Annotated in this window: 28 protein-coding genes; 13 read left to right on the plus strand and 15 right to left on the minus strand. The window is 59.6% G+C overall.

Annotated features, from left to right (window positions below):
• Positions 1–18: 18 nt before the first annotated feature.
• Complete coding sequence (gene earP / locus PspCFBP13509_RS27570; RefSeq protein WP_065924433.1) at positions 19–1,152, minus strand: elongation factor P maturation arginine rhamnosyltransferase EarP; 1,134 nt, start codon at positions 1,150–1,152, stop codon at positions 19–21.
• A gap of 168 nt (positions 1,153–1,320) precedes the next feature.
• On the opposite strand from earP, the gene PspCFBP13509_RS27575 reads away from it, so the two are divergent.
• Positions 1,321–1,692 (plus strand): hypothetical protein, encoded by a 372-nt coding sequence (locus PspCFBP13509_RS27575; RefSeq protein ID WP_065947246.1) that lies wholly within the window; start codon positions 1,321–1,323, stop codon positions 1,690–1,692.
• 5 nt (positions 1,693–1,697) lie between these two features.
• Positions 1,698–2,180, plus strand: coding sequence for a GreA/GreB family elongation factor (locus PspCFBP13509_RS27580; RefSeq protein WP_065924547.1), 483 nt, complete (start codon positions 1,698–1,700; stop codon positions 2,178–2,180).
• 5 nt (positions 2,181–2,185) lie between these two features.
• Here the strand turns inward: PspCFBP13509_RS27580 and cysB are convergent, their stop codons facing one another.
• The 5 genes from cysB to PspCFBP13509_RS27605 all read right to left on the minus strand — a co-directional run bounded on the left by cysB (position 2,186) and on the right by PspCFBP13509_RS27605 (position 6,088).
• Positions 2,186–3,160 carry an HTH-type transcriptional regulator CysB gene (gene cysB / locus PspCFBP13509_RS27585; protein ID WP_003189876.1) on the minus strand — a complete coding sequence of 325 codons (975 nt, stop codon included), beginning with the start codon at positions 3,158–3,160 and terminating at the stop codon, positions 2,186–2,188.
• Positions 3,161–3,264: 104 nt separating this feature from the next.
• On the minus strand, positions 3,265–3,765 hold the full coding sequence (locus PspCFBP13509_RS27590) for a universal stress protein (protein WP_065924431.1): 501 nt from the start codon (positions 3,763–3,765) through the stop codon (positions 3,265–3,267).
• 53 nt (positions 3,766–3,818) lie between these two features.
• The gene (locus tag PspCFBP13509_RS27595) at positions 3,819–4,736 is read right to left on the minus strand and encodes a 5'-nucleotidase (protein ID WP_027606981.1); all 918 of its coding nucleotides are present in this window, start codon (positions 4,734–4,736) and stop codon (positions 3,819–3,821) included.
• Between the two features lie 15 nt (positions 4,737–4,751).
• Positions 4,752–5,705 (minus strand): putative 2-dehydropantoate 2-reductase, encoded by a 954-nt coding sequence (locus PspCFBP13509_RS27600; protein ID WP_065947245.1) that lies wholly within the window; start codon positions 5,703–5,705, stop codon positions 4,752–4,754.
• The gene (locus tag PspCFBP13509_RS27605) at positions 5,702–6,088 is read right to left on the minus strand and encodes a thioredoxin family protein (RefSeq protein ID WP_027606979.1); all 387 of its coding nucleotides are present in this window, start codon (positions 6,086–6,088) and stop codon (positions 5,702–5,704) included. Before PspCFBP13509_RS27605 ends, PspCFBP13509_RS27600 begins: the two co-directional genes overlap by 4 nt.
• On the opposite strand from PspCFBP13509_RS27605, the gene PspCFBP13509_RS27610 reads away from it, so the two are divergent.
• Both PspCFBP13509_RS27610 and PspCFBP13509_RS27615 read left to right on the plus strand, forming a co-directional pair.
• Positions 6,087–6,521 carry a PilZ domain-containing protein gene (locus tag PspCFBP13509_RS27610; protein ID WP_065924429.1) on the plus strand — a complete coding sequence of 145 codons (435 nt, stop codon included), beginning with the start codon at positions 6,087–6,089 and terminating at the stop codon, positions 6,519–6,521. The two genes, PspCFBP13509_RS27605 and PspCFBP13509_RS27610, sit on opposite strands and share 2 nt — an antisense overlap.
• A 130-nt stretch (positions 6,522–6,651) precedes the next feature.
• The gene (locus PspCFBP13509_RS27615) at positions 6,652–7,728 is read left to right on the plus strand and encodes a 3-deoxy-7-phosphoheptulonate synthase (RefSeq protein WP_027606977.1); all 1,077 of its coding nucleotides are present in this window, start codon (positions 6,652–6,654) and stop codon (positions 7,726–7,728) included.
• 77 nt (positions 7,729–7,805) lie between these two features.
• Here the strand turns inward: PspCFBP13509_RS27615 and PspCFBP13509_RS27620 are convergent, their stop codons facing one another.
• Positions 7,806–8,087 (minus strand): GNAT family N-acetyltransferase, encoded by a 282-nt coding sequence (locus PspCFBP13509_RS27620; RefSeq protein WP_027606976.1) that lies wholly within the window; start codon positions 8,085–8,087, stop codon positions 7,806–7,808.
• Positions 8,088–8,698: 611 nt separating this feature from the next.
• Here PspCFBP13509_RS27620 and oprI point away from each other — a divergent pair.
• Positions 8,699–8,950, plus strand: coding sequence for an outer membrane lipoprotei OprI (gene oprI, locus PspCFBP13509_RS27625; RefSeq protein ID WP_003172710.1), 252 nt, complete (start codon positions 8,699–8,701; stop codon positions 8,948–8,950).
• A 137-nt stretch (positions 8,951–9,087) separates the two neighbouring features.
• Here the strand turns inward: oprI and PspCFBP13509_RS27630 are convergent, their stop codons facing one another.
• The 3 genes from PspCFBP13509_RS27630 to PspCFBP13509_RS27640 form a co-directional block, all read right to left on the minus strand.
• Positions 9,088–10,056 carry a L,D-transpeptidase family protein gene (locus tag PspCFBP13509_RS27630; protein WP_137212972.1) on the minus strand — a complete coding sequence of 323 codons (969 nt, stop codon included), beginning with the start codon at positions 10,054–10,056 and terminating at the stop codon, positions 9,088–9,090.
• Between the two features lie 73 nt (positions 10,057–10,129).
• Positions 10,130–10,423 (minus strand): hypothetical protein, encoded by a 294-nt coding sequence (locus tag PspCFBP13509_RS27635; protein WP_003172705.1) that lies wholly within the window; start codon positions 10,421–10,423, stop codon positions 10,130–10,132.
• A 58-nt stretch (positions 10,424–10,481) separates the two neighbouring features.
• Positions 10,482–11,087, minus strand: coding sequence for an arylesterase (locus tag PspCFBP13509_RS27640; protein ID WP_027606974.1), 606 nt, complete (start codon positions 11,085–11,087; stop codon positions 10,482–10,484).
• A 10-nt stretch (positions 11,088–11,097) separates the two neighbouring features.
• Here PspCFBP13509_RS27640 and PspCFBP13509_RS27645 point away from each other — a divergent pair, with 10 nt between their 5' ends.
• Both PspCFBP13509_RS27645 and PspCFBP13509_RS27650 read left to right on the plus strand, forming a co-directional pair.
• Positions 11,098–11,781, plus strand: coding sequence for an ABC transporter ATP-binding protein (locus PspCFBP13509_RS27645; RefSeq protein ID WP_005786391.1), 684 nt, complete (start codon positions 11,098–11,100; stop codon positions 11,779–11,781).
• A complete protein-coding gene (locus PspCFBP13509_RS27650; RefSeq protein WP_065924427.1) occupies positions 11,781–14,291 on the plus strand; it encodes an ABC transporter permease in 2,511 nt (836 codons plus the stop codon). The genes PspCFBP13509_RS27645 and PspCFBP13509_RS27650 overlap by 1 nt, the downstream gene beginning before the upstream one ends.
• 45 nt (positions 14,292–14,336) lie before the next feature.
• Here the strand turns inward: PspCFBP13509_RS27650 and greB are convergent, their stop codons facing one another.
• Both greB and PspCFBP13509_RS27660 read right to left on the minus strand, forming a co-directional pair.
• Complete coding sequence (gene greB / locus PspCFBP13509_RS27655; protein ID WP_027606972.1) at positions 14,337–14,810, minus strand: transcription elongation factor GreB; 474 nt, start codon at positions 14,808–14,810, stop codon at positions 14,337–14,339.
• Positions 14,811–14,923: 113 nt separating this feature from the next.
• Positions 14,924–15,907 (minus strand): hypothetical protein, encoded by a 984-nt coding sequence (locus tag PspCFBP13509_RS27660; RefSeq protein WP_027606971.1) that lies wholly within the window; start codon positions 15,905–15,907, stop codon positions 14,924–14,926.
• A gap of 210 nt (positions 15,908–16,117) precedes the next feature.
• Here PspCFBP13509_RS27660 and PspCFBP13509_RS27665 point away from each other — a divergent pair, with 210 nt between their 5' ends.
• The 3 genes from PspCFBP13509_RS27665 to PspCFBP13509_RS27675 are packed head-to-tail and all read left to right on the plus strand — an operon-like array spanning position 16,118 to position 19,527.
• Positions 16,118–17,044: an ABC transporter ATP-binding protein gene (locus PspCFBP13509_RS27665; RefSeq protein ID WP_065947242.1), complete on the plus strand. Its 927-nt coding sequence runs from the start codon at positions 16,118–16,120 to the stop codon at positions 17,042–17,044.
• A complete protein-coding gene (locus PspCFBP13509_RS27670; protein ID WP_065947241.1) occupies positions 17,041–17,766 on the plus strand; it encodes an ABC transporter permease in 726 nt (241 codons plus the stop codon). Before PspCFBP13509_RS27665 ends, PspCFBP13509_RS27670 begins: the two co-directional genes overlap by 4 nt.
• A gap of 15 nt (positions 17,767–17,781) precedes the next feature.
• Positions 17,782–19,527 carry a Gldg family protein gene (locus PspCFBP13509_RS27675; protein WP_137212973.1) on the plus strand — a complete coding sequence of 582 codons (1,746 nt, stop codon included), beginning with the start codon at positions 17,782–17,784 and terminating at the stop codon, positions 19,525–19,527.
• 2 nt (positions 19,528–19,529) lie between these two features.
• On the opposite strand, the gene PspCFBP13509_RS27680 is transcribed toward PspCFBP13509_RS27675, so the two are convergent.
• From PspCFBP13509_RS27680 to PspCFBP13509_RS27690, 3 genes are all read right to left on the minus strand, one after another.
• Positions 19,530–19,838, minus strand: coding sequence for a hypothetical protein (locus PspCFBP13509_RS27680; RefSeq protein WP_065924423.1), 309 nt, complete (start codon positions 19,836–19,838; stop codon positions 19,530–19,532).
• A 264-nt stretch (positions 19,839–20,102) separates the two neighbouring features.
• The gene (locus tag PspCFBP13509_RS27685; protein WP_027606966.1) at positions 20,103–20,537 is read right to left on the minus strand and encodes a DoxX family protein; all 435 of its coding nucleotides are present in this window, start codon (positions 20,535–20,537) and stop codon (positions 20,103–20,105) included.
• A 103-nt stretch (positions 20,538–20,640) separates the two neighbouring features.
• Complete coding sequence (locus tag PspCFBP13509_RS27690) at positions 20,641–22,059, minus strand: transglycosylase SLT domain-containing protein (protein WP_137212974.1); 1,419 nt, start codon at positions 22,057–22,059, stop codon at positions 20,641–20,643.
• A gap of 236 nt (positions 22,060–22,295) precedes the next feature.
• Here PspCFBP13509_RS27690 and PspCFBP13509_RS27695 point away from each other — a divergent pair, with 236 nt between their 5' ends.
• The 3 genes from PspCFBP13509_RS27695 to PspCFBP13509_RS27705 form a co-directional block, all read left to right on the plus strand.
• On the plus strand, positions 22,296–23,102 hold the full coding sequence (locus PspCFBP13509_RS27695) for a TatD family hydrolase (RefSeq protein ID WP_065947238.1): 807 nt from the start codon (positions 22,296–22,298) through the stop codon (positions 23,100–23,102).
• 96 nt (positions 23,103–23,198) lie between these two features.
• On the plus strand, positions 23,199–24,680 hold the full coding sequence (locus PspCFBP13509_RS27700) for a methyl-accepting chemotaxis protein (RefSeq protein ID WP_065947237.1): 1,482 nt from the start codon (positions 23,199–23,201) through the stop codon (positions 24,678–24,680).
• A gap of 198 nt (positions 24,681–24,878) precedes the next feature.
• Positions 24,879–26,952 (plus strand): RHS repeat domain-containing protein (locus PspCFBP13509_RS27705; protein ID WP_161985741.1); only part of this gene is annotated, 2,074 nt, incomplete at its 3' end.

Below are 26,952 nucleotides of genomic sequence, written 5' to 3' on the forward strand. Positions count from 1 at the left end.
AAAAATCAAGGTCGCGTATCATATCCAACTTTCATAAAACTGTACCAGCGCCGTCGCAAGATCGGCCTGCAAGCCTTGTTCCAGACACCACGTCTGCGCGTGCTGGCTTAACTCAGGCCAGTGCGCCAGCAGCATTTTCCACGCTTGTGCCATATCGCCATCAGTGTTCCAGGCTTGCCAGAGCTCGACCAGGGCAGCCTTTGCGGCCGGTGACAGCGCGGCGGTGTACAGGTCCAGGAAGGCGTCGAGCTTGTCCAGGTGGATGTCTTCGTCCTGGCGATAGATGTGCCACAGCAGCGGCCGCCCGGCCCATTGGGCGCGCACGAACGAGTCTTCGCCGCGCACGGCGTTGAAGTCGCAACACCACAGCAGGCGGTCATATTGCTCCTGGCGCACAAACGGCAGCACCTGCACGGTCAGGGCGTTGCGTTGATGGACGTCCCCCACCGCCAGGCCTTCGACACCGAGCCAATGCTGTACATCACCGAGGATGCGCCCTTCCGGCACCAAGAGATGAGTGGTGTGCCCGTCGGTCGAAAGTGCATCCAGCCAACTGGCCAGCCCGGCGTTTTCGTAGGCGAACAACGAGATCAGCCGCGCACCAGCTGCCGGAAACACACCCAAGGCTTGCAGGAATTGCCGCTGCGCAGCGGCATCCTGCTGAAACGCCTGACGCTGCTCCAGCAACCCTGCCTCGCGTAACAGCCCCCCGGTGCCGGGTCGGAAACCCGGAAAAAAGAAGTACTTCTGCACACCCTTGAACTTCACCGACGGCAACCGATGGCACCCCACTACCCAGTCTTCGGCACTGAGGTAATCCAGGTTCATCCACAACGGCGTGCGTTCACGCGCGGCCATGGCTTCCATGTAGTCAGGCGGCAACTGGCAGGCGAAGGCGGCGATCACCACATCGGCTGCCGGGGCGCTCGACCACACGGCCGGCCAATGGCGCACATCGACACCCTCTTGCCATTGCTGGTCCAGGCGCACATCAATCTCCGGACACATACGCTCGAAGGCGCGCAGGTCGTCGACCCACAAGCGCACCTCGCAGCCCTGCTCCGCCACCAATTGCCGGGCCAGGCGCCAGGTCACGCCGATGTCGCCATAGTTATCGACGACGCTGCAAAAAATATCCCAGCGGGCTTTCATTCCGCGCTCCAACGCTCAAAGGCTCGATTGTCCGCATAAATGCGCCAATGCAGAAGGCTTGATCGCGATTATTCTGCACAGTGGCTGTGCGACAATCGCCATCAACACCCCCGGATTTGCGTGGGGGTGGATAAGACGGTACCTACGTTGTCCTTCAAGGAGCTCATCATGTCCTCTAGCGCGCCTATGTCGCTGCCCAAGCTCACGCTCGCCGTTGCCCTGGGGCTGTGGCTGGGATTTATCGCCATTGCGCTGACCAGTTGGCTGGCGTCGCGCTATCTGTTCCCGCAGAGCCTGGCGCCTGTAGCCCAGGCCGTTCAGCAACTGGGCAAACCTGCAGCGGTTGCGCCGGAGCCGCCGAACCGTATGTTCGAGCAGTACCAACAGAACCTGCAGAAGCAGGAACAACAGCAGGCCCTGGACCAGGCCCGCAATAACGCACGCAACCTGTCCAACCCAAAATGCCAGTTCTGGCTGCAGCAGGACCAGAACGCACCGAATGAAAAGACCCGGGCCAATGTCCTGCAATTCTGCGATTGATGACCATGAATAAACACGCCGTTCACCAGTTGATCCTGGAAAAACTCACGGTCGACCTCGACATCGCCCAGCGCGCCGCGCAGACCGCCTACGAAACCGCGACCCACGAAGAAAATATCGCCGAAAACAAATACGACACCCTCGGACTGGAGGCGTCTTACCTGGCAGCCGGGCAAGCCAGGCGCGTCGAGGAAATCAAGCAGGCGCTGGCGCTGTGCCAGAACCTGCCACTGCGTGCGTACGATGATCAACGTGGCATAGAAGTCGGCACATTGCTGGGCCTGGAAGACGAGAACGGCCGCCAGCAGTGGCTGTTCCTGGCACCGGATGCGGCGGGTTTGAAGGTGGACGTGGTCGGGCAACCGGTGACCGTCATCACCCCGCGTTCACCCTTGGGCAAAAGCCTGCTGGGCAAGTACGAAGGTGATGAGGTGGAGATTCTGGTGGCAGGCGCCCGGCAACACTTTACGGTTACCGAGGCCAAATAACCCCCTTAATGGACGGGCAATTCCACGCCGTCGAACAGCTCTTCCAGTTCCTGCTTGTTGTGGCACTGGATCGCCTTGGCCATGACTTCGCGGGTCAGGTGCGGGGCGAACTTCTCGATAAAGTCGCACATGAAGCCCCGCAGGAAGGTGCCACGGCGGAAGCCGATCTTGGTCACACTGGACTCAAACAGCTCGCTGGCATCCAGCACCACCAGGTCTTTATCGAGGTTGGTATCGACGGCCATCTTGGCGACGATGCCCACGCCCAGGCCCAGGCGCACATAGGTCTTGATGACGTCGGCGTCGGCGGCGGTGAACACCACTTTCGGCGTGAGGCCACGATGGCTGAAGGCTTCGTCGAGCTTGGAGCGGCCGGTGAAACCGAAGACGTAGGTGACGATCGGGTATTCGGCCAGGGCTTCCAGGGTCAGCTTCGGCAACTTGGCCAATGGGTGGCCCTGGGGCACGACGACGCAACGGTTCCAGCGGTAGCACGGCATCATCACCAGGTCACCGAACAGCTCCAGGGCTTCAGTGGCGATGGCAAAGTCGACGGTGCCATCGGCGGCCATCTCGGCGATCTGCATCGGCGAGCCTTGATGCATGTGCAGCGCCACGTCCGGGTATTGCTTGATGAAATCGCGGATCACCGGCGGCAATGCGTAACGCGCCTGGGTGTGGGTCGTGGCAATCGACAAGGTGCCTTTCTTCTCGTTGGAGAATTCCTGGGCGATCTGCTTGATGCTCTCGACTTTGCGCAGGATCTCGCCGGCGGTAGTGATGATGCGTTCACCGGCCGGGGTGACACGGGTGAGGTGCTTGCCGCTGCGCGCGAACACTTCGACGCCCAGCTCGTCTTCGAGCAGGCGGATCTGCTTGCTGATACCGGGTTGGGAGGTGTAAAGGCTTTGAGCGGTAGCGGAAACGTTGAGGTCGTGGTGCGCCACTTCCCAGATGTAGCGCAGTTGTTGAAGCTTCATATGTGTCCCTCAAAGCAGATAGACGCCACGGGTATCAGCGACGGTATATAACTATATTAAAGGTTTGACGGATAAATCTAGAACTTTTTATCGTTTTTTACCCATCACACGTCATCACTGCGTCGACGCTGTAACGCAGGCACCAGGTAAACCGGCACGCTAGACAACTGCAGCACCCGTGCGGCGGTACGCCCAAGCGGTGTGGCGGCCGCCGTGGCATGGCTGTGGCTGCCGACGACCAACAGGTCTACGGACAGTTTGCGCAACTGCTCGAGTATCACTTCGCACGGGTCGCCCTGGATCACCCGTACCGAGCGAATCAGTTCCAGGTCTTGCCCCCCGTCCCCCAACTCTTCGCGAAAACTGTCCAGCACCCGCTGCTCGATGGTCGCCATGACAGTGCTCAGCCCCTGGCTCTGCCATTCACTCAAGGCCTTCTCATCAAGGTAGCTCTGCAACACCGATTCGGCGAACAACCCGATGGGCTCGACCACATGAATCACATCCAGGTCAGCCTTGAACGTCCGCGCCAGCGCCAGTGCATGTTGCATCACATACGGCGCGTACAGACCAAGGTCCGTGGCGTACAGCATCGAACGAATCATAAAACCTCCCGGACGGCCAGGATGGAGGAGATTGAATGAGCTTAGCAGCGCCCCTAAGTCTCGGCCTGAATCCTCACCTCGTTACTGATGCCATGGGGCACATGCCCGGTGGCCACCACCTCCCTGGCTTTCTCGCAGTGACCGGCCTGGTCATCGAAAAACACATCCGCGGCAAACGCCTCCAGGAATGCGGACTTTTCCAGGCCGCCGAGAAACAGTGACTCATCCAGGCGGATGTCCCACTCACGCAAGGTCCGGATCACCCGCTCGTGGGAAGGCGCCGAACGGGCGGTGACCAAGGCTGTGCGGATCGGGCAGGCCTCGTCTGGAAACTCACGCTGCAACAAGTTGAGTGCCGCCAGGAAACCCTTGAAGGGGCCACCGTGCAAAGGCTGGCGTGCCGACTCGCGCTCGCTGGCCTGGAACGCCTCCAGCCCGCCGGCCTGGTACACGCGCTCCGATTCATCGGAGAACAGCACCGCGTCACCGTCAAAGGCAATCCGCAGCTCTTCGCTGGACGCCCGGCGCGGACCGCCCGACAGAATCGTCGCGGCGGCAAAGCCGGCATCGAGGGCACTGCGTACATCTTCAGCATGGGTGGAAAGAAACAGGTGACAGCCAAACGCCGCCAAATAGGGATAAGGACTACGCCCACCGACAAAGGCTGCGCGGGAAATATCCAGGCCGTAATGCTGGATGGAGTTGAACACGCGCAAGCCGGTGTCGGCACTGTTGCGCGATACCAGTACCACCTCGACCCGAGCACGGCCCAGGCTGGCATTGAGGCTCAGCAGCTTCTTGACCAGCGGAAAGGCGTCACCGGGCTCGAGGATCTCTTCCTCGTGTTCGATCTGGTATTTACGGTAGGCCTCCACCCCTTGGGCCAGGTAGACCTTGTGGCTGTCGCTCAGGTCGAACAGTGCCCGCGAGGAAATCGCCAGCACCAGTTTGTCGCCCAATCCCTTTGCCATGGTACGTCCCCCGAATCAGCGGTTATGCCGATCAATAAAGCTCAAGGCCTGGTACAGCGCCTGCATTCGTGGCAATTCGCAACCCGCGGCCTTGGCGGCAGCAAGCGGTCGCCCATAGATCGCCGCCAGTTCCAGCGGGCGTTTATGTATATGGTCGTGGTACATGCTGGGCAGGTAATCGTCCATGGTTTCCGTCATGGCGAACATCTGCTCGGCGTAACTGGCGGGGATTTCATGGCCGCAGGCATGGGCGCCCTGCACCACTTCGGCCATCAGCGCCTGGATCAGCTCGCGGCTGGATTCGTCCGCCATCATTGCCGTGGTACCCGTTCCCAACAGTACGGAGAGGCCATTGTAAGGCACGTTCCACACCAGCTTGTGCCAGCGGGCCTGATGCACATTGGCCATGGCCTGGGACTCGATGCCGGCCTTATGAAACAACGCGGCACCGGCTTCGACAATAGCCTTCTGGCGGGCCTCATCGTTGGCGGCCATGCCGCTGTGGTAGCCCAGGTTGACCCGGCCCAACGCCTGATGCTCGACGACGCCAGGCGCGGAGCGGTGTACGCCGATGTAGCACAGCCCGCCCAGTAGATGCAGGGATGGCGGCAGGTGTTCACGCAGACTGTCTTCGACATCCAGGCCGTTTTGCAGCAACACCACCTTGGCGTCCGGCGCCGCGACCTGGGCGAGGGTCGGGGCCAGCTCGACATTGCCGGTGGACTTGGTGCCCACCAGCAACCAATCGCACGGCGGCATGTCCGCGGCATGGGCGTAGGCCTGCACCGGGCGCAGTTGCAGGTTGCCATGCACACTGCTATTGACGCGCAGGCCGTGCTCGCTGACCGCCGCGTATTCGCTGCGCAGCAGGAAGTGCACGTCGAAGCCCGCGCGTGCCAGCATCACGCCATAGAAGCCACCGATGGCGCCGGTGCCGATAATGCCGATACGTGGCGACTGTACTGTCATGGCAGTTCCTCCGGAGTGCGGCTAAGTGCTTGGTCAATGGTTTCGGTCAGGTCAGAAAGCGTAAGACGTGTCTGTATTTGCCCGAGGAACTGACCCTCGCACACCACGAACAACGCCGGCAAATGAAAGATCTGGTAGCGTTCGACCGCACCGCCATTGTGCCCGGCATCCACCCAGCACACGCGGTCCACCGGCAAACGCCAGCCCGGCAACTGCTGGCGTGCCCAACGGCAACTGGAACACCCCACGCTGGTGAACACCACCAGCGAAATACCTGGCAATCCCAGCAATTGCTGGTCAATATCCAGGTCGGTCAATTCCAGTTCCTTCACTATACTGCTGCCACCGCCGTCAACTGGACGGTGCTCGGAGTCCGTGTACATGGGTCGTTTTTTACCTCACCCTGATGATGTCGCTGTCGAGTTAATCCAACGCCCCTCTCCCGCCATCCCCCGCCAACGCCTGCACACTATCGGCCTGGGCGGCGTTGCCTGCAATTGGCCCCGCGCATGGCGCCAGGGCACGGCCGTTGACCTGCACATTCCCTCCCTGGGCGCCACGGCCCGATATCCGGGGTATGTGGCGTGGTGTCGCAAGGTGGAAAACGGCTACCGCGTGGGCATTTCGTTTACCGATGAACATGCGTTGTTCGGTGCGCGAATGGGTGAGCAAGCATGCCGGATAGAGCGCTACTGCCGCCAGCACGAAGATGCCGAGCCGACCCCGCAGCAACTCGAAGCCCTGGCCCGTGAGTGGGTGGCGCGCCATGCCGGCGAGTTCGCCCATGAGACGTTTGTGCGGCCAGCGCTGGATTAAAGCGGGCTTTGCCCATTGTCGCGGGCCCGTGTTACGCGCTAAGGTTCCTCCCCCCTGCATTCAAATCATGCTGTGCCCGCCGCACGGGGATGGCTGGCGGCCGGCACCCGTGACCCTGGCGAGTAACACGATGGCTGATTTACCGATCAATGACCTAAACGTCGAATCCAACGAGACCCTGATCACACCCGATCAGCTCAAGCGCGAAATCCCTCTGAGCGACGCTGCCCTGCAGACCGTCACCAAAGGCCGCGAAGTCATCCGTGACATTCTCGATGGCACCGACCACCGCCTCTTCGTCGTGATCGGGCCTTGCTCGATCCACGACCTCAAGGCTGCCCACGAATACGCCGAGCGCCTCAAAGTGCTGGCGGCAGAAGTGTCCGACACCTTGTACCTGGTGATGCGCGTGTATTTCGAGAAGCCGCGTACCACCGTGGGCTGGAAAGGCTTGATCAACGACCCGTACCTGGACGACTCGTTCAAGATCCAGGACGGTTTGCACATCGGTCGTAAATTGCTGCTGGACCTGGCCGAAATGGGCCTGCCCACCGCCACCGAAGCCCTCGACCCGATCTCCCCGCAGTACCTGCAGGACCTGATCAGCTGGTCGGCCATCGGCGCGCGCACCACCGAGTCGCAGACCCACCGCGAAATGGCATCCGGCCTGTCTTCGGCCGTAGGCTTCAAGAACGGCACCGACGGCGGCCTGACCGTGGCGATCAACGCGCTGCAATCGGTCTCCAGTCCTCACCGTTTCCTGGGTATCAACCAGGAAGGCGGCGTCTCCATCGTCACCACCAAGGGCAATGCCTACGGTCACGTGGTGTTGCGCGGCGGCAATGGCAAGCCCAACTATGACTCGGTCAGCGTTGCGCTCTGCGAGCAGGCGCTGAACAAGGCCAGGATCAAGCCGAACATCATGGTCGACTGCAGCCACGCCAACTCCAACAAGGACCCGGCGCTGCAGCCGCTGGTGATGGAAAACGTCGCCAACCAGATCCTCGAAGGCAACCAGTCGATTATCGGCCTGATGGTCGAGAGCCACCTGAACTGGGGCTGCCAGGCGATTCCAAAGGACCTGGCCGACTTGCAGTACGGCGTGTCGATCACCGATGCCTGCATCGACTGGTCCGCCACCGAGAACACCCTGCGCAGCATGCACGCCAAGCTCAAGGACGTATTGCCGAAACGCAAACGCAGCTGAACCTGTATTTGAAAGATGCGCACACAAAAACGCCGGGCTGAGCCCGGCGTTTTTCATGCTGCGTTTTATGTTGTGCGTTATAGCTTCGCGGCATGGCGCTGGTGGCGCTCCATGTAGCGTTCGACATAAGAGCATGACGGGATCACCGTGTAGCCTTGCTCTTCGGCAAACTTCAACGCTTCCTCGGTCAACGCAGCTGCAATGCCACGGCCGCGCAGTGCGTTGGGCACGAAGGTCCGATAGATGTCCAGGGTCTGCTTCCCGAGGTCCATATAGGTCAGATAGGCACGATGACCGTCCACATTGGTCTCGAACTGATGACCAGCCTGGTCATGGTGGATGGACAACGCCTCGCTCATCACTACTCCTCGCGGGTCTTGGATTCTGACCCCTACCTTACCGATGTTTTTCCGGCGAAGGAACATCTACGCCACCCCGTGCCGGTTTCGACAACGAGAAAACCTTGAGCGCTCACAACCAGCACGTAGGGAATAGTAGGCACCAATCCTGTAATTGCTCAAGGCGCGCCCGTCATCCCTGCCGCTGGCGGATATAGAAAGGGCCTCGATCAACCGGTGATCGAAGGCCTGAACATTGCCGGCAGTTGAACCTTGAGACGAACAGACGCTCTTAAAGTCACCTCTACATGCACAAAAGATGCGGGGCGTGGTAAAGGCCAGCCAAACGAAAGTGTCAGCCTCGATATATAAAATTTCATCTATTTACAAGGCTTAACACATGCGGGCCGGCCTTCTCAGCCTGGATCCAATCTCCATCAGACTGCAAAAAACTGTACGGTTTTTATACGAATGTCCAAAAGATTAGCCAAAATAGATTCGGCACAAGAATTTTTTTTGCTTCTTGCGCTACGTCAGTTTACTTACTACAAGTAATGGGTAGTATGTACGCCGGCTATTAGCTCACTCTGAGAAAGTAGCCATTTAATAGAAAGTCCTTGAAGGGGAACACGATGAACAACGTTCTGAAATTCTCTGCTCTGGCTCTGGCCGCAGTTCTGGCTACCGGTTGCAGCAGCGTCTCCAAAGAAACCGAAGCTCGTCTGACTGCAACTGAAGACGCAGCAGCTCGCTCCCAGGCCCGTGCAGACGAAGCCTACCGTAAAGCTGATGAAGCTCTGGCTGCTGCCCAAAAAGCACAACAGACTGCTGACGAAGCTAACGAGCGCGCTCTGCGTATGCTTGAGAAAGCTAGCCGCAAGTAATAATCCCTCGGGATTGTTATCAAGCCGATCCATTCTTGGATCGGCTTTTTATTGCCTGCGATTCAGCCCAGAACCCCGCGCAATAAAAAGCCCGCCGCAGCGCAAGGCCGTGGCGGGCTCAGCAGCGGACCGGACGCTTATTGCTGCAGGTCGATCGGCGCGCTGAAAGCTATCGGTGCACCACCTGGCACACCGATCTCGGTGGGCAGGCCATCTTCGGCCGCGACGACATCACGCACCTGATCCCAGTTCACCCGCAGGTTATTGGCCAGGTCTTCACGCTTGAGCAAGGCATTGATCACCGCTGTGTGCTTATCGACCACCGACGGCGTGCCATCGTCGTTCAAGGGCGTATGCGCCTCGAGATAGACCTTGCCGCCGCTGCTGCCGAACTTGTAGGCATCGTTGATGATGCGCACCGACGTCCCCACCGGGACCATGCCGGCCATTTCCAGTACGTTGTTGTTGAACATGCGGAAGCAACCGTGGCTGGTACGGGTACCGATGCCGAACTTCATGTTGGAACCGTGGATGAGGTAACCCGGCGTCCCCAGGGTGAACTTGAACGGCCCCAGGGGATTGTCCGGGCCGGCCGGCACCACATTGGGCAACGGGTCGCCGTTGGCGGCGTGCTCGGCCTTGATCGAGGCCGGCGGCGTCCAGGTCGGATTCGGCGTCTTGGCGATGATGCTGGTGTGCGCAATGGGCGAGCCCCAGCCTTCACGGCCAATCCCAAGCGGGAAGGTGTAGACCACATCCTGCCCCTTGGGGAAGTAGTAGAGCCGGTATTCCGCCAGGTTGATCACGATGCCCTCACGGGGGCCCGGCGGCAGGATGAAGCGTGTCGGCAGGACGATCTCGGTCCCCGCCCCCGGCAACCAGGCATCGACGCCCGGATTGGCCGCGACCATTTCCGAATAGCCCAGGTCGTAGGTGGTACCCAGGTCGGCAAAGGTGTCTTCGTACTTGGCCTTGATCACCTGGACCTGCCCGACGATGTCTTCGCCGGGTGGCGGCAGGGGCAACTGCAAGGCGGCGGCAGGACCGGCCGCACACAAGGCAGCAAGAGACAGGCAGCAGGTGACGACGGAAAGGCGCGACAACATCCGGAAAATCCTTCGCAGAACGACGGGTAGGTAAAAATCGATTGTATACGTGAAGCGGACTTCTAGCTGCCCCCTACAACTCGAAACGCAACTCGGGCCAGATTGGCGGCGTGCCACGCTTCTGCGACTCCAGGATCGCCCGGCACAAAGGGCACAGGCGCTGGTCCTGGAAAATCGAACGGTCGACCAGGGACCAACGCGGCTGCGCCGGCAATAACGTACCGCACAGGGTGCGATCGATGGAGCCGCCCAGTTCCAATTGACGCGTCACCAGATGCACCCGCACTTCCTGGCAGGCGAACAGATCCAGCTGCTCGTCCGGCTCGATCAGTTGGTAGTTAAACAGGGACCAGGCAGGACGCGACATCGGGGGCTCCAGATCGGGGGGGCGCCACCTTAGCCGAAAGCCTGCCGGTAGAAAAGCGTCATAGCAGCGGTTTTAGCGTCGGCCAGACATTTTCCAGCAATTTGCCCTGGGCGCCGACAGCCGGGTGCAGTCCATCAGCCTGCATCAACGCCGGGTTGCCACCGATACCCTCCAGGAAAAATGGCACCAACGGCACCTTTTTAGCCGTTGCGACGTCATTGAATACCTTGGCGAATGCATCGACATAGCGCTTCCCGTAATTGGGCGGAATCTGCATGCCCAGCAACAGTACCTTCGCACCGCTGGCCTGGGACTGCTCGATCATCGACGCAAGATTTTGTTGCAATTGCGCCGGCGGCTGCCCGCGCAAGCCGTCGTTACCACCCAATTCGATCACCACCACGTCCGGCTTATGCGCTGCGAGCGCCGCCGGCAGGCGCGCGAGGCCTCCGGCACTGGTGTCGCCGCTGATGGAGGCATTGACCACTTTATCGTCGAAACCTTCCTTCTTGAGCCGTTGCTGCAGCAATGCGACCCACCCTTTGCTGGTATCCAGGCCGAAACCGGCACTGATACTATCGCCAACGATCAGGACTGTACCCGCCGCTGCGTTCTGGGCCATGCACATCAAGGCCAGGCCAGCACTCAAAAACCACATTCGCATCGGATTCTCCATGGGCGCAAGCATTCTCACCGCGCGGAACCTCAGCAAAGTGGTTCCCAGCGCGGAAGGTGAACTGACTATCCTGCACGAACTGAGCCTGGAACTGAACAAGGGCGATAGCCTGGCTATCGTCGGCAGCTCCGGTTCCGGTAAATCCACCCTCCTCGGTCTGCTCGCCGGCCTCGACCTGCCCAGCAGCGGTGAAGTCACCCTCGCCGGCCAGGCGCTCAGCACCCTCGACGAAGACCAGCGCGCGCGCATCCGTGCCGAACACGTGGGCTTTGTGTTCCAGTCGTTCCAACTGCTCGACAGCCTCAATGCGCTGGAGAACGTCATGCTGCCGCTGGAGCTGGATGGCCGCAAGGACGCCCGCGAACGCGCCAGACACCTGCTGGAGCGCGTGGGCCTCGGCCAACGCCTGACCCACTCACCACGCCAGCTTTCCGGGGGCGAGCAGCAACGGGTGGCGATTGCCCGCGCCTTTGCCGCCGAACCGGACGTGCTGTTTGCCGATGAACCTACCGGCAACCTCGACAGCCACACCGGCGAGCGCATCAGCGACCTGCTGTTCGAGCTCAATAAAGAAAGCGGCACGACCCTGGTGCTGGTTACCCATGACGAGCGCCTGGCTCATCGTTGCCGACGCCTGATCCGCCTTGAAGCCGGCCTGATGGTCGCCCCCCTGGAGCCTTGATGGCACGTTTGCCGCTGTTGCGCCTGTTCAGCCTTGCCCTGCGCCAATTACTGCGTGATGCCCGCGCCGGCGAATTGCGTGTGTTGTTCTTCGCCCTGTTGGTGGCCGTGGCCGCCAGCACCGCCATCGGTTATTTCGGCGCCCGCCTCAACGGCGCCATGCTGTTGCGCGCCACGGAGTTCCTCGGCGCCGACCTGGTACTCGAAGGCAGCTCACCAGCACGCCCCGAACAAATCAGATCCGGGACCGAACTGGGCCTGGATCACGCCCGTGTGGTTGAGTTTTCCAGCGTCATTGCCACCGATAATGGTATCCAGCTCTCCAGCATCAAGGCGGTCAACGAGCAGTATCCGCTACGCGGTCAACTCAAGAGCGCAGCAGCCCCCTTTGGGGACGAAACCCCGGGCGGCGGGCCGAAACCCGGTGAAGCCTGGGTCGAGTCGCGGCTGCTGACGGCACTGGACCTGAACGTCGGCGACACTATCGATGTGGGTATGAAGACCTTGCGCCTGGCACGCGTACTGACCTACGAGCCGGATCGCGCCGGCAACTTCTATAGCCTGACGCCCAGGGTGATGATCAACCTGGCGGACCTGGACGCCACCGGCGTAGTCCAGCCAGGCAGTCGCGTCAGCTACCGCGAGTTGTGGCGTGGCCCGCAGGCCAGCACCGCGCTGCAAACCTATCGTGACCTGATCAAGCCGGGGCTCGCTGCCAACCAGCGTCTTCAGGATTCACGGGACGGCAACCAGCAGATCGGCGGCGCCCTGGGCAAAGCCGAGCGCTACCTGAACATGGCCAGCCTGGTGGCCGTGCTGTTGGCCGGCGTCGCCGTGGCCCTGTCGGCCAACCGCTTTGCCACCCGCCGTTTCGACGCCAGTGCGTTGCTACGTTGCCTTGGGTTATCGCGACTCGAGGCCATGTTGCTGTTCAGCCTGCAATTGAGCGTACTGGGGTTGCTGGCGAGCCTGGCCGGCGCCCTGCTCGGTTGGCTGGCACAGTTTGGCCTGTTCTATTTCCTGCACGACCTGTTGCCGGCGGATGTTCCGCCTGGTGGACTGTTGCCGGCCATTGCCGGGATCGGCACCGGGCTGGTTGCTCTCGCGGGATTCGCGCTGCCACCGTTGGCCGCCCTCGGTCGCGTACCGCCGCTGCGAGTGCTGAGGCGCGACCTGCTGCCTATCCCGTCCAGCACCTGGATGGTCTACGGCGCCGCGTTGTTCGCCCTGGGCCTGATCATGTGGCGCCTGAGCCTCGACCTGGTGCTGACCTTCGCCCTGCTGGGCGGCGGCGTGGTCGCCGCGCTGGTTCTGGGGGGCTTGCTTCTGCTGCTGTTGCAAAGCCTGCGACGTCTGTTGGCCCGGGCGTCCCTGCCGTGGCGCCTGGGCCTGGGCCAATTGCTGCGCCACCCACTGGCGGCGGCGGGCCAGTCCCTGGCGTTCGGCCTGATCCTGTTGTCCATGGGCTTGATCGCCCTGCTGCGTGGCGAATTGCTGGACACCTGGCAAAACCAGCTGCCCAAGGACGCCCCCAACTATTTCGCCCTGAATATCCTGCCGGCCGATAAGGACGCCTTTGGTGCCCGCCTGCTGGAAGTGCAGGCGCAATCCGCGCCGCTGTACCCGGTCGTGCCAGGTCGGTTGATCAGTATCAATGGCGAGCCGGTACAGGAAATAGTCAGCAAGGACTCCAGCGGTGACCGCGCCGTACAACGCGACTTGAGCCTGACCTGGGCCGCCGACCTGCCGCCGGGCAATACCCTGACCGAAGGCTCATGGTGGTCGCAACAACCCCCCGATGGAATGCCCGGAGTCTCGGTAGAAGCCAAGGTCGCGCAGAGCCTCAAGCTCAAGTTGAACGATCACCTGGTGTTCACCATCGCCGGGGAAAACCGTGAGGCGCGGGTTGCCAGCCTGCGAACCATCAACTGGGATAACTTCCAGCCGAACTTCTTCATGATTTTCCAACCGGGAACCTTGACGGACCTGCCGGCCACCTACCTGACCAGCTTCTACCTCGCGCCAGGGCATGATCAGCAGATCGTTGATCTGTCCCGCGCCTTCCCGGCGGTGACCATCCTGCAGGTCGAGGCGCTGCTGGAGCAACTGCGCAGCATCCTCGCCCAAGTGACACTGGCGGTGGAGTACGTGTTGTTGTTTGTGCTGGCCGCTGGGATGGCGGTGCTGTTCTCCGGCCTGCAAGCCACCTTGGATGAGCGTATTCGCCAAGGTGCACTGCTCCGGGCACTGGGCGCGGAGCGCAAGCTGCTGGTCAAGGCGCGGCGCATCGAGTTTGGCTTGCTGGGCGCAGTCAGCGGCTTGCTGGCGGCACTGGGTACCGAGTTGGTGACGTGGGTGCTGTACCGCTATGCCTTCGACCTGGCCTGGCAACCGCACCCCTGGCTGTTGCTGCTGCCTGTGATCGGCGCCGCATTGATCGGCGGTGCCGGGGTGTTCGGCACGCGCCGTGCGCTGAATGCCAGCCCGCTGACGGTTTTGCGCGAGGGCTGAGCGGTCCATCACCCGCCTGCCTCACGGGGGGCGGGTCAATGTCGCTTACTTCACGTACTCGATAGCGGTGATCCACCAGCACACCTCACCTCCCGGGGTCTGCACAATGGCCTCATCGTCGACTTCCTTGCGCAGCAGCGCACGGGCCATTGGTGAATCGATGGAGATATAGTCCATCCGATCATAAATCTCGTCATAGCCGACGATACGAAAACGCTTGGTCTCGCCCTGTTCGTTTTCAATCTCGACCCAGGCGCCGAAAAACACCTTCCCTTCCTGCTCGGGCATGTACTCCACCACACGCATGTCTTCCAGGCGCTTGCGCAAGTAACGCACCCGCCGGTCGATTTCGCGCAGCAGCTTCTTGTTGTACTGGTAGTCGGCGTTCTCGCTGCGATCCCCCAGGGAAGCAGCCCATGTCACCTTGCGCGTGGTATCCGGGCGCTTTTCGCGCCACAGGTAATCCAACTCTTTCTTCAGCGCTTCATGACCTTCTTTGGTTATCAGCTTGGTACTCAAACGCATGCATCCCCAGGCAATGTCCATAGGTACCGATAAGGCAGGAAATCACATCCAGGCGTCGGTTCGCTGGCGCTGATGATAAATGAACCCAGGAAAGTAGCCAGGCCTGTCTAGCTATCCAACGTCTGATCCAGTTCAAGCAGCACGCCCCGCAAGCTCTGGCGTAAACTCGAGACTTGCGAGGTCATCACCTTCAGGGCTTCGGTCCGCTGACTGACTGCCAGGGACTGGTCATGCAGTTGAGCGGTGCGCTGCTCCAGATCCCGGACCCTTTCATCCAACTGGGTTTGCTCCTGCTGCAAGCGGGCCTGCCATTGATCAAGCGCGGTTTCCCTCTCCGACGCAGCGAGTTTCTGTTGGGCCAGCTCCTGAGCAACACGAGCCAGGTTGGTCAGCGTACTGCCTACTTCAAACAAGTGGTCGTCGTCCGCGGGCGCCGAAAGCTTCGGCTGCGCCGGGGCGCTTGGCTCATTCAGGACAACAGGTACATCCTGGACAATGGCCACAGGCGCGTCGACCAACATCTGCCGGGGCTCTTCTACGACAGGTTCAGGTACGGGAAGCGGAGTAGGCTCGGGTGGATTCGCCCCCCTGACAGATGAACTCATTTTCGATGAGAAACGAATGGAAGGCACAATTAATGAAGCACTTTCGATTGCCGGCAGCACCGGCGCAGACATTCCCAGGGAGATCACTTTCATCACCAGGGCCTTCTTGATGATCACCGAATGATGCTCTTCGGGCCTCGCAGGCGGCAGCTTGCAGCCTTTTAAATCGATAAAATGATAAGGCACCTGAGTTTCGGTAACACCCGCTTTAGTGCCTGCCGCCGCCGAGGTGAGAATTTGCTTGAAAACATGCATTGCCACATGCAGGTCCTCCTTGGACTCCACTCCCCCCAGAAAATACCGATCAAGTTTTTTGCGCAAGGCGGCGACATACACCCTGGAACTCGCCGGCTCAACCTCTTCATCCAAGCTATAAACAAGAAAGTTGGAGGCAATCTGGCCTACAGCAAACCCACAGAGCAATGCACCGTTAACCGGAGCATCTTGACCATCGCGTTCAAGAACAAGGGTACGTAGAAGCATCATGGTGATCGGGCCTCATTACAAAATTCGAAAAGTCTCTATAACCTTCAGACCATCACTCAATAATTAAAGGTTAAAAACACAAAACAATTGTTTCAGCGACGTGCCTAGCGCGCACGTAGGACTTTTCCTATTAATGCTGAGCGGCGTTCCCAAAAACAGATATTGCTCGTACCCTTTTCAAACTCTCCCTCCACGACCACACCACGCTAAATGATCGAAATCATCAACCTGACAAAACATTTAAACAATAAGAAAATAATCAGCGATTTTTCATTCAGCGCAAACAAACAGGAATGCCTGGGACTATTCGGAGAAAATCCTACAGTTAAAACGGCCCTTCTCGACGTAATATCGGGCTCGACCACGCCTTCCAGCGGGCATATAAACATCCAAGGCTTCAATACTAAAGCCCATCCATTAAGAGCAAAAAAACTTATCGGCTACCAACTTCACAGATGCGTCAGTCATCCTACGATGTCGGTTAAAGAATTCCTTGACTACATCGCGGCCATTCGCGGACTGCGCGGCACCGAAAAACGCGCACAGGTGGACTATGCCGCTACGCAACTGGAGTTGTTGCCGGTGCTCAACGCTCCCCTCGAGGCTCTCTCCATCGGTTTGAAGCGCAAAGTCACCATTGCCCAGGCCATCCTGCACACCCCTGCCTTGCTATTACTGGATGAACCGACCGAGGGGCTGGCACCTGATCAGAAATACAAATTCAGGAGCCTCATCCAGTCATTGACGCAAGACATGACCGTGATCGTCGCTTCCCGACACTGCGATGAATTATCCGAACTCTGTACGCGCGCCCTGGTTATCGCAGGTGATCGCCTGGTGGCCGATACGCCCATGCCAGATCTGCAACGCGACTCTCGCCATTTCCAGGCGGTCACCCTCGCCGCAGATGCCCCCTTGGACCTGCTGGCTCTCGCCGTACTGCCGGGGGTAGCAGGCATCGAAGAACATCGGCATGCACCCGGCACGGTGACCGTCCTGGCCATGCCGGGGCACACCATCTACCCCCATATCAATACGCTCATTGCCAATCGTCGCTGGAAAATCAACTCACTGAGCCTGGAGCCTGGTCGCCTCAGCGACGTAGTTCATTATCTGAGCCGAGAGACCCCCCTTTGAAACTGCTGCCCGTCATATTCAAGCGTCAACTCGTCCACTATGCCGGTACACCCGGCACCTATCTGAGCATTGCCATTTTTTCAGTACTGTCCGTGGCATTGGGGTTGCACATGAGCGCCTGGCCAGAACAGGACAGCAGTCACTTGCAGGTTTTCTTCCAGCTACACCCCTGGCTCTATTTATTGCTGATTCCAGTACTGGCGGCACAACTCTGGTCGGACGAGTCCAATGCCGGTTTTCTCGACCTGATGAAAACATTACCCATCACCACGTTTGAATGGGTTATCGGCAAATTTCTAGCAGCCTGGGTCGTGGCGGCCACAGCCCTGATATTGACCTTCCCTCTCGTGATCATTGCCAACTACCTGGGAGTGGCGGACAACAGCGTTATTGCCTCGCAATTTATATCGAGCTGGCTGCTGGCGGGTAGTTATCTAGCCGTCGGCTGTTTTATTTTCACACTGGTGCGGCAACGCACTGCCCTTTTCATACTGACTGTGGGCTTTATGCTTATCGTCAGCGCACTCTCTTATTTACTCGATGCACTTGAACATCAAGCCCCCACCTGGGCGGTGGACAGTCTGGTCTCCCTCAGCCCTTTTTCGAGGTACAGCGCTATCGACAATGGAAAGTTCACGCTTCGTGACATGCTTTACTTCATCAGCATGATCTTGGCCTTTCTCGCAGCGACGACCGTCACTCTCAACTATAGACACAGCTGAGAAGGAAAGCCCTCCATGCGACCTACTCTGCGCACCGGCATGACACTCACTGTTATCCTGTTACTATTCCTGGCGTTTAACTTAGTTTGGGTAGGAAAAATTCCAAATATCCGATGGGACTTCTCACAAGGAAAAACGCATACCCTATCGCCTCAAGTACGACAGTTACTCGCGTCATTGGAAAACCCTGTGGATTTGTATTATTTCAATGCCCATGACAGCCCTGGACGAAGCTACACCTTGAAACGCTATGGCAAGCGCATCGAAGACCGGTTGATGGAGTACGAAAAAGCAGCAAAAGGCATGATCAACCTGCACCTTATTGATCCCATACCTTTTTCAGAGGACGCCTACAAAGCCAGATTGTTTGGCCTCGACGACAATGCGGGATTCATGGGCCTGATCGGCACCCGAGCCGGCTATGGAGCGCAACGCATCGAATCATTCAGCCTGGATCGTGAGCCATTGCTCGAATATGAAATCAGTCATTTGATCTACAAGTTGCAGCATCCGGAGCGCCCCGCTATCGGACTGCTGTCAGGGCTGGCGATGGGAGAATCCGCGGACCGATTGTTGAAGGCACTGCAGCGACATTTCAATCTGGTCAATCTGGGAGCAACCACCGAGCGCGTGCCGGAACAGGTCAAGACGCTCATGGTCGTGCATCCACAGGCGCTGCCTGAGCAATCGTTATATGCGGTTGAACAATTTGTCTTAAAGGGCGGTAAATTGATGGCATTTATCGACCCGTTTAGCGAGCAAAGCTCGAACACCCCATCCGCCAATACCCGACTGACTGATTTGCTTGCCGCTTGGGGAATACAGATGCCGGCGAACAAGTTTCTGCTCGATCACCGCTACGCGGCGTCGCACACACCAGTGAAAGGGAAGTTCACAGTGCAGCATCCGGGCAGGTTGATCCTGCCCCGGCAGGCAATGAACACAGGCGATCCGAGCACCTGGAAATTGAATAACGTGACGGTATCAAGCAGCGGCGTGCTGTTTCGCCGCCAGAAAGGCCGCACGACCCTGACCCCTCTCCTGCAAAGCTCCCTGCAATCCGAGTTGCAGGAAACCGACCGGCTTGCCTCAGCAACCGAGCTTGATTCAACGGCCAATGAGGCCTCCAGCCAAACACAACGCCATGTGATTGCAGCCCGTATAGAGGGGCCTGCCTATTCAGCATTCCTCGATGGCGTGGAAGGACAGCCGGCAGCTGTGCAAAAAGCGGCGCAGATCCATGTGGTGGTAGTCGCCGACACTGATTTGCTCACGGATCAAGTCAATAGCCCAGCGACCGACAGCAACACACTGTTTATCTTGAATACGCTGGATAACTTGTCCGCCGGTGATGTACTGACCAATATTCGCCCGCACGCGTCGGCGCAAAGATCGCCAAACAGGCTGGAACGGATGCGCGACAGCGCCGTACACGCCTACACGCAGAAGGCGACTGAATTGGAACAACGCCTGCTACGGACAGAACATGAATGGCAAATGCTGCGCCCAACGGAGGTGCAGCTCGGCTCCCAGACCGTGGACACCACCACCCAATTGGTTGCACTCAACAAGGAGCGACTGCGCTTGCCAATGGAATTACATGCCTTGAAAGCCGAGGCATACGCGCAGGTACATCGCCTGGAGTTCGCCATAAAAATGCTCGTGGCACTGGCGATACCCCTGATGCTATGCCTGGTTGCCTGGGTGGTTTTTCTGTGCAATCGACGGCGTCGACTACAGGCGGGCGTCGCGCTCTACTGAGTTCAACGCCTGGCAATCAGCCCCTGCCGGGCAATGCGGGTCAATTGTCGGATGACTTCCTGCGCGTCGCTCGCGCTGGGGGCCTGGATAACCGCAAGATCGAAGCTGTTATTCGCAAACCGGGCAAGAGAATCGCCATCTTCCACAAACTGAATCAAGAATGCCGATGGCCGCCCGCTGCGACGTGGCCACCCGTCCAGATAACGTAAGAGCGTAGGCTGATGCTTGCCGCCCAGGAGGATTTTTGGATTGCGTTGGGTGAGGTCCGCGGTGATCGGGGCCAGGCGTATCAGGGGGCGTAGTGCATTCATCGTGACGTGTCTCTGCCTCAAAAGTCTGCGGGCAGGTGAGAGGCAACACCGAACCAGCGCTTTAGCGGTATTTCGAAGTTGCCTCCCCAGGGGAGAACAGGCTTCTGTCGGGCCCTATTGATGAGACCCAGTGGCGCCCCGCAATTAGCTGTTTAAATCGGCGCATGGGCAGCATCCTAGAGAAGCCGGTGGGGCGGTGTCAAGAATCCCGAGCAACGAAAAGGCCCACACAGTGGTGGGCCTTTTCAGAGTTTTGTGCCGGTGTCAGTTGGCGATGGCGCGGTCGGCAGACAGTTTGCCAGCACCTTCCAGCAGCACCGCCAGGGAGCCGCCCAGCAGGGCCAGTGCGAACTCATAACCGTTGTTGGCCATGAACAAGCCGTTATGGATATGCACCGAGAAGATCGCCACCAGCGACAGAATGGTCAGGCCCAATGCCGCCGGGCGTACCAGCAAACCGATGATCAGTGCCAGGCCGGCAAAGAACTCGGTTCCGCCCGACAGCAGCGCCATCAGGGTACCCGGCGCCAGGCCAATGCTTTCCATCCACTGGGCGGTGCCCGCCAGGCCATAGCCGCCAAACCAACCGAAGAGTTTTTGCGAACCATGGGCGGCAAAGATGATGCCGACGACGATGCGCAGGATGGTCAGGCCGTAGCCGGCACGAGTGGACAGTACGCTTTTGATCATTGGGCTCATGGGGTGGATCCTTTTCGAAGTAGGGGTTGGTTGGCCCCTATATTAATCAGTTTAAGTAATGATAAAAGCCGAAAAAATGCCTGATTAACATCGAAAAAATAGATTATTTCGAGGCGATTTTCGGCGCCGGCGGTTCCAGGGACTCTCGCTCCCGATCAAACGCCAAGTAGTACTTGTTGACGCTATTAACATAGCTGACGCCCCCCATCCCCACCTGCTCCATGGCGATGCGCTCCACCTGGAAGAACCATTGATTGGGGTTCAGTCCCCGGCGCCTGGCCTCGGTGCGCATGCCCTGCACCCGCTCCGGCCCCATGTTGTACGCGGCCAATACGAAGGCCATGCGCTCGCGCTCGTTGAGCTTGGGGCTGGCGAAGAATTTGCGACGGATCAACGCCAGGTAACGCGCGCCGGCCTGCACATTGCTGTCGAGACTTTCGATGTTGTTGACGCCCACCCGCTGCGCTGCCGAAGGGGTGATCTGCATCAGGCCGGTAGGGCCGCCGCTGTTGCGCGCACCCGGGTCAAAAGCCGACTCCTTGAACGCCAGCGCCGCGAGGTTCAGCCAGTCCATGCCTTGCTCACGGGCGTGCTTTTGCAATACCGGGCGCAGTTTTTCCAAGCGCTGGCGGTCGACACGGGCCAGTGGGTTGCGCACCTGGTAGAGGCGCCGATAGATGCGTTGGAATGCCACATCCTGGTCGGACGGCGTGCGATAGGTCTTGAGAAATCGATCAATACTGGCCCGCAGCATCGAGGCGTCCTGGCGCACAAACCAGTACTCGTCGCCCGGTTCGCTGATTGCCACCTGCTTGTCGAAGCGCAACTTGGGCAGGATCTTCGACCAGCGCTCAGCAATCGGCTTCTCGACAATAGTCAGGTGAAAAATACCCGCCTGGACCATCTCCAGCACATCCTCCACCGCCAGGGTCGGGTCCACCCATTCCACCTTGACCGGCGGCTGTTTGTGCAAGGCCAGTTTCTGGTTGACCTGGCTGATGGCATCCGCCGCCGCGCTGCCGGTGGTCAGCGCCAGGGTGCGCCCGGATAGCTGCTCCAGCTTGGTAAACCGCCGCTCACCCTTCACCCCCACCAGCCATAACGGCACACCGCTGGCGATCGGATCGCTGGTGCTGATCTTGTGTGCGGCCTTCACATCCAGCAATTCACCGGGGGCCACCAGGTCGCCTTCGCCACGGGCGAGTGCGCCGAGCAGTTGGTCCTTGGCCTTGGGAATGATCTTGAGGTTGATTTCCTGGCCATCACGGGCGTGGCCATTGAGGTATTGCTCGAACGCACGCAGACGATGGTATTCGACACCGATGGCCTGGCCCTGGACCTCGCCGGAACTGTTACGGCTCTGGTTGACCAATACACGCAGGGTGCGACTCGAGCGAATCTCCGCCAGGTCACGCACCTTGCCGGGCCTGGTCACTTCCAGCGGCCCGTCCAGACGCGCGAGCGCCGTCGCGGGCAGCAGCAGCGTCAGGCACAACATAAGCAACACCGAGGGTCGGATCATCCGCTCTCCGGAAAGAATACTGGCCAACACCCTCGCGAAAAACGAGGCGTTGGGGGTCAGAAACAGAGCGCTTTAAGCGCTGGCAAGACGCGCAACGGTGGCACAGTGCAAGGCGTGCAGCCAATCACGATGTCACTTGCGACGTTCAAAGACAGCTATAACTCGTTGTAGTTCTTCGTTTTTCTTATAAATCTACAGCTCTGATATGCTTTCCGGCCGCAGGCGGAGATAGCACCATGCAACTCATTGATATCGGCGTCAACCTGACCAACCCCAGTTTCGACGAGAAGCACCAGGCCGTTCTCGACCGCGCCTATGCCGCCGGAGTGCAACAATTGGTGCTCACCGGCACCAGCGTCGACGGCAGCGAACAGGCCTTGGAACTGTGCGTCAACCTCGATGACAGCGGCCAACGCCTGTTCAGCACGGCCGGCATCCACCCCCACTCCGCCAGCGATTGGAACGGCGATAGCGCCAGGCGCCTGCGCGGTTTACTCAGCGAAAGCCGCGTACGTGCGGTGGGCGAATGCGGGCTGGATTTCAATCGGGATTTCTCTCCGCGCCCGCAACAGGAAAAAGTCCTCGAAGAGCACTTGGCTCTGGCGGTTGAGCTCAAACTGCCGGTGTTTCTCCATGAGCGCGACGCCAACCAGCGTCTGCTGGAGATCCTCAAGGACTACCGCGACCACCTGAGCGCCGCCGTGGTGCATTGCTTCACCGGCGAACAACCGGCGCTGTTCAGCTACCTCGATCTCGATTTGCACATTGGCATTACCGGCTGGATCTGTGATGAACGCCGTGGGACGCACCTGCATCCGTTGGTCAGGGAAATTCCCCGTGGTCGTCTGATGCTGGAGAGCGATGCGCCCTACCTGCTGCCGCGCACCCTGCGTCCAAAGCCGAAAAACGGCCGTAACGAACCCGCCTACCTACCGGAAGTGCTGCGCGAAGTCGCCCTGCACCGCAACGAAACGGCCGAGGACCTGGCTCAGCACAGCACCGCCTGTGCCCGCGCGTTTTTTGGGCTGCCTGCCGTGGATTGATGCGGTGCATTGACCCATGTCAAAACCGCTTTGCTGAGTAGCGGCACAATAATGGCACCTTGCCAATGCTGTTTCCGCTATCAGAGAAAACCTTCCATGGGTGCCTGGCTTAGCAATATCTCGCTGAAATACAAATTCTGGGCCGTCAACGCGGTCGCCTTTATCACGACCCTGCTCCTGGTGCTGTACGCCGTGCATCTCGAACAGCAATCGCGCAGCCATGCGTCCCAGGCCTCGGCACAGGCCCAGGCGCAATTGCTCGGAGCCTGGCCGGCCGACAAGGCCCTGCCCAAGAGCGAGCACTGGCTGACGTTTGCCCGCGGCCAAGTCCCACAGCTGGCCGATCAGAATCTGTCAGCCCTGAGCAGCAACACGGGTTGGGTCGAACTCAACCCCATGCCGCTGTTCGGCGAAAACACGCTGATGGGCGCCGAAGTGATCGCCCGCCCTGATGGGCAATACATCGCCGTGCTCGCCCACGCCCCCAGCCTGAGCCAGGTATTCAGTGAACGCTTCGCTAACTATGCCGTGGCGGTGCTGATCCTGATGCTGGCGATGCTCTGCGCCTCGCAATTGCTGATCCGCTTCCTGCTCAGCCAACTCAACACCCTCAAGGACGTGATGCTGCACGTGGAGAAAACCGGCGACCTGTCGGCCCGCGTGCCGTTGGCCTGCAAGGATGAAGTCGGCCAGATGGCCAGCGCCTTCAATGCCATGCAAGCCGGTTATCAGCGCGTGGTCAGCACCGTGGCGCGCACCGCCAAGCTTCTGGACGAGGGTGCCGCTCGATTGGCCAGCAGCATGAACGAGGTACAACACGGCATGCTTGGCCAGCAAAGCGAGACCGACCAGGCCGCCACCGCCATCAACGAAATGACCGCCACCGTCTACCACATCGCCCAACATGCCGGTGCCACCCGCGACTTGTCCCAGGCCGCCGACACCCTCGCTGGCAGCGGTCAGGACGTGGTCACCCGCGTACAGCACTCAATCGCCGGCCTGTCTTCCGGCGTGCAACAGACCGCCGAAATGATCCAGAAACTGGCCGAGGACAGCCAGAAAATCAACAGCGTGGTCAGTGTGATCCACAGCATCGCCGAACAGACCAACCTGCTCGCCCTCAACGCCGCCATCGAAGCGGCTCGCGCCGGGGAAATGGGCCGTGGGTTTGCCGTGGTCGCCGACGAAGTGCGCAACCTGGCCAAGCGCGTGCAAAGCTCCACCGACGAAATCACCCGCATGGTCTCGGCTCTGCAGGCCGGCACCCGCGACGCGGTGGACTTCATGCAGGAAAGCTCGTTCAAGGCCGACGACTGCGTACAACAAGCCCTGGAAGCCGGCACAGCGCTCGCCGAAATCACCAGCGCCGTGGCGCAAATGCGTGAAAGCAACACCCAGATCGCCGTCGCCGCCGAACAGCAAAGCCACGTGGCCGAAGAGATGAACCGCGCAGTGGTGAGCATTCGTGATGTGACCGAGAACACCGTGCAACAGACTGTGGATTCGGCGACCACCAGCAATGAGCTGGCAACGTTGGCTGGTGAGTTGAGCAAGGCGATTGGGCAACTGAAGCTGTAGGGCTTCTCCACCTGTAATCCGACTCCTACAATCGATTCTGCGTTTACCCGAAGTTTTGGCGAACCCTCCTAGCCGTCCTGGCGAATAGCGCCGACTTCTTTACCTGACGAACCTCTCCAAAGTCTCTCGCCTGATCATTCAGTGCGAGGGACCGCCGATGCACCTACCCGTTAATGCCCTGGTTGTCGGGGCTGCCTCTTGATTCCCATCATTGCCAGCTTTGTCCTGGCCCCCATGGATGCCAAGGCGCCGGACGTTGAGCGCGTCTTTCGTGACTTTCGCGGTTGCCTGAATACCTTTGATGAGTGGGCCGAGGGGTTCTTGAGCGCTTCGGCACTGGAAGTGGATCAGGTGTTCAAAGTTGGGGAAGAGGTGGCGCTGGTGGCGCCGGCTTCCTCCAAAACCCCCAGTAACACCGTCGCCAGGTGCGATGCCCAGGGATCGCTGACCCTGGTGCATATGTTCGAAAGCACTCGGTTTGTACCGATCGGCAATACGCCGGTGATGCTGCAAGCCATTGCCCAGGACGGCAGCCCGCTCGGCGCACCACTCCATCGGACCATCGGTCCCAGCGGCATCCTCGAAATCACCGAGTGTGATCGCAACCAGCCGTACCGAATCAGTTTCTACCCCAACGTTTCCAGGGATCACGTCAAGGCGCTGTATGGGTCTTATCAATCGGTGATCGCGGGGTTGGAAAGTCTCCTGCGTGACGAATGGACCAAGACCTTCCAGCCCCAATGGGACGACTTCGCCAACGCCACGCCGCCCGAACGTAGCGCGATGCAAGGTTTGGCGTTTTCAAGCGGGATGGCCAAGGCGCTCTACAACCTGTGGGACAACGTTACGCAGCTGTATGACTTGCTGGCGGACCTCAAGGCCAACAGCCAGAAGTTGTTGGCCTACATCTCCCAGACTGAACTCGATGAACTGCTGAGGCTGGGCAACGACGCCATCGCAAAGGGGCTGTTGGTGCTCAGCGATGAGCCGCTGCTGTTTATCTACATGTCAGCCATGGTCAGTTGGCTACGCCTGCTACCGCCGCCCGAGATGTATGAAGTGCTGGGCGAGATCACCGGTGAGGTACTGATCAATCTATTTCTGATCTGGGCGACCCGTGGCATGGGCGTGCAGATTCGCCTGGGCGCTCAGGTGCTGGGACATATCAAATCCGGACGAGCGCACAAGTGGCTGGAGAGGCTGGCTGATCAGTTGGTGGGGCCGACGTTGGACGCGCATGTCGAGGCGGTGAAGCCTTTGCTGCTCAGTGGCCCCGCGACAGCGATCAAGACTGTACCGGTTGCGCCGTTGAAGGTTGGGGAGCATGTGGTTTCGAACCCGGTGCCGGCGGTTCGCAGGAAGACTCAGCAGACGGTGTTGGTCAGGCAGGAGCCTGTCGATGATGTTCCGGTTTCAGGGAAGAATCCGAACGGGGATGCGACGGCATCTTCGGATAAGACCGTCACCAACGGCTGCCCCGTGTCGATGGTTACCGGGGAGGAATTGCTCACCCTCACCGATGGTGTTTTAGACGGGATCTTGCCGTTCGAGTGGACACGGTTATATCGCACCAGTGCGGTGGAAGTGGATGTCGGGTTGGGGTTTGGCTGGAGTCATTCGCTGGCGCATCGGCTTGCGGTGTCGGGCGATTCGGTGGTGTGGACGGACCATGAGAATCGCACTACTTCATTTCCGATGCCGACCGTTGCTCGGCCTGCAATCACCAACAGCTTGGCCGAAGCCGCGATCTATTTGGGCGCATCGCCAGATGAATTAGTGCTGGCCCAGGCATCACGGTTTTATCACTTTCGCGACGGTGTGCTGGTCTCGATCAGTGATGCGTACGACAACCGGTTGCGGATTGCTCGGGATTTTCTGGGGCGGATTGAGCGGCTTGATAACGGTGCGGGGTGTGCGCTGTTCCTGCGCTATGAATCGGACCGCATCGTGGCGGTGGACTACCAGGTGCAGCGGGCCGAAGGCCGTGACCCGTATGTCTGGATTACTGAGCAGAGCATTGTTTCCTACGCCTATGACGACGCTGGCCGGCTGGTTTCGGCGACCAATGCGGTAGGTGAAAGCGAGGTTTATCGCTACGACGATCAGCATGTGATTCTTGAGCGTGGACTGGCCGGTGGGGCGAGTTTCTTCTGGGCGTGGGAACGGTCTGGCAAAGCGGCGCGATGTGTCCGGCATTGGGCCAGTTTTTCCCAGATGGATACGCGGTATGCCTGGGGAGATGACGGCCGTGTCACGCTGCATAACGCCGATG

It is taken from the genome of Pseudomonas sp. CFBP13509, assembly GCF_005233485.1.
Taxonomy (GTDB): domain Bacteria; phylum Pseudomonadota; class Gammaproteobacteria; order Pseudomonadales; family Pseudomonadaceae; genus Aquipseudomonas; species Aquipseudomonas marginalis.

What these genes read in the sequence shown, in the direction of transcription:
- earP (WP_065924433.1), bottom strand. Translation starts at nt 1,152, where the DNA reads ATGAAAGCCCGCTGGGATATTTTTTGCAGCGTCGTCGATAACTATGGC.
- PspCFBP13509_RS27575 (WP_065947246.1), top strand. Translation starts at nt 1,321, where the DNA reads ATGTCCTCTAGCGCGCCTATGTCGCTGCCCAAGCTCACGCTCGCCGTT.
- PspCFBP13509_RS27580 (WP_065924547.1), top strand. Translation starts at nt 1,698, where the DNA reads ATGAATAAACACGCCGTTCACCAGTTGATCCTGGAAAAACTCACGGTC.
- cysB (WP_003189876.1), bottom strand. Translation starts at nt 3,160, where the DNA reads ATGAAGCTTCAACAACTGCGCTACATCTGGGAAGTGGCGCACCACGAC.
- PspCFBP13509_RS27590 (WP_065924431.1), bottom strand. Translation starts at nt 3,765, where the DNA reads ATGATTCGTTCGATGCTGTACGCCACGGACCTTGGTCTGTACGCGCCG.
- PspCFBP13509_RS27595 (WP_027606981.1), bottom strand. Translation starts at nt 4,736, where the DNA reads ATGGCAAAGGGATTGGGCGACAAACTGGTGCTGGCGATTTCCTCGCGG.
- PspCFBP13509_RS27600 (WP_065947245.1), bottom strand. Translation starts at nt 5,705, where the DNA reads ATGACAGTACAGTCGCCACGTATCGGCATTATCGGCACCGGCGCCATC.
- PspCFBP13509_RS27610 (WP_065924429.1), top strand. Translation starts at nt 6,087, where the DNA reads ATGGGTCGTTTTTTACCTCACCCTGATGATGTCGCTGTCGAGTTAATC.
- PspCFBP13509_RS27605 (WP_027606979.1), bottom strand. Translation starts at nt 6,088, where the DNA reads ATGTACACGGACTCCGAGCACCGTCCAGTTGACGGCGGTGGCAGCAGT.
- PspCFBP13509_RS27615 (WP_027606977.1), top strand. Translation starts at nt 6,652, where the DNA reads ATGGCTGATTTACCGATCAATGACCTAAACGTCGAATCCAACGAGACC.
- PspCFBP13509_RS27620 (WP_027606976.1), bottom strand. Translation starts at nt 8,087, where the DNA reads ATGAGCGAGGCGTTGTCCATCCACCATGACCAGGCTGGTCATCAGTTC.
- oprI (WP_003172710.1), top strand. Translation starts at nt 8,699, where the DNA reads ATGAACAACGTTCTGAAATTCTCTGCTCTGGCTCTGGCCGCAGTTCTG.
- PspCFBP13509_RS27630 (WP_137212972.1), bottom strand. Translation starts at nt 10,056, where the DNA reads ATGTTGTCGCGCCTTTCCGTCGTCACCTGCTGCCTGTCTCTTGCTGCC.
- PspCFBP13509_RS27635 (WP_003172705.1), bottom strand. Translation starts at nt 10,423, where the DNA reads ATGTCGCGTCCTGCCTGGTCCCTGTTTAACTACCAACTGATCGAGCCG.
- PspCFBP13509_RS27640 (WP_027606974.1), bottom strand. Translation starts at nt 11,087, where the DNA reads ATGCGAATGTGGTTTTTGAGTGCTGGCCTGGCCTTGATGTGCATGGCC.
- PspCFBP13509_RS27645 (WP_005786391.1), top strand. Translation starts at nt 11,098, where the DNA reads ATGGGCGCAAGCATTCTCACCGCGCGGAACCTCAGCAAAGTGGTTCCC.
- PspCFBP13509_RS27650 (WP_065924427.1), top strand. Translation starts at nt 11,781, where the DNA reads ATGGCACGTTTGCCGCTGTTGCGCCTGTTCAGCCTTGCCCTGCGCCAA.
- PspCFBP13509_RS27660 (WP_027606971.1), bottom strand. Translation starts at nt 15,907, where the DNA reads ATGATGCTTCTACGTACCCTTGTTCTTGAACGCGATGGTCAAGATGCT.
- PspCFBP13509_RS27665 (WP_065947242.1), top strand. Translation starts at nt 16,118, where the DNA reads ATGATCGAAATCATCAACCTGACAAAACATTTAAACAATAAGAAAATA.
- PspCFBP13509_RS27675 (WP_137212973.1), top strand. Translation starts at nt 17,782, where the DNA reads ATGCGACCTACTCTGCGCACCGGCATGACACTCACTGTTATCCTGTTA.
- PspCFBP13509_RS27680 (WP_065924423.1), bottom strand. Translation starts at nt 19,838, where the DNA reads ATGAATGCACTACGCCCCCTGATACGCCTGGCCCCGATCACCGCGGAC.
- PspCFBP13509_RS27685 (WP_027606966.1), bottom strand. Translation starts at nt 20,537, where the DNA reads ATGAGCCCAATGATCAAAAGCGTACTGTCCACTCGTGCCGGCTACGGC.
- PspCFBP13509_RS27690 (WP_137212974.1), bottom strand. Translation starts at nt 22,059, where the DNA reads ATGATCCGACCCTCGGTGTTGCTTATGTTGTGCCTGACGCTGCTGCTG.
- PspCFBP13509_RS27695 (WP_065947238.1), top strand. Translation starts at nt 22,296, where the DNA reads ATGCAACTCATTGATATCGGCGTCAACCTGACCAACCCCAGTTTCGAC.
- PspCFBP13509_RS27700 (WP_065947237.1), top strand. Translation starts at nt 23,199, where the DNA reads ATGGGTGCCTGGCTTAGCAATATCTCGCTGAAATACAAATTCTGGGCC.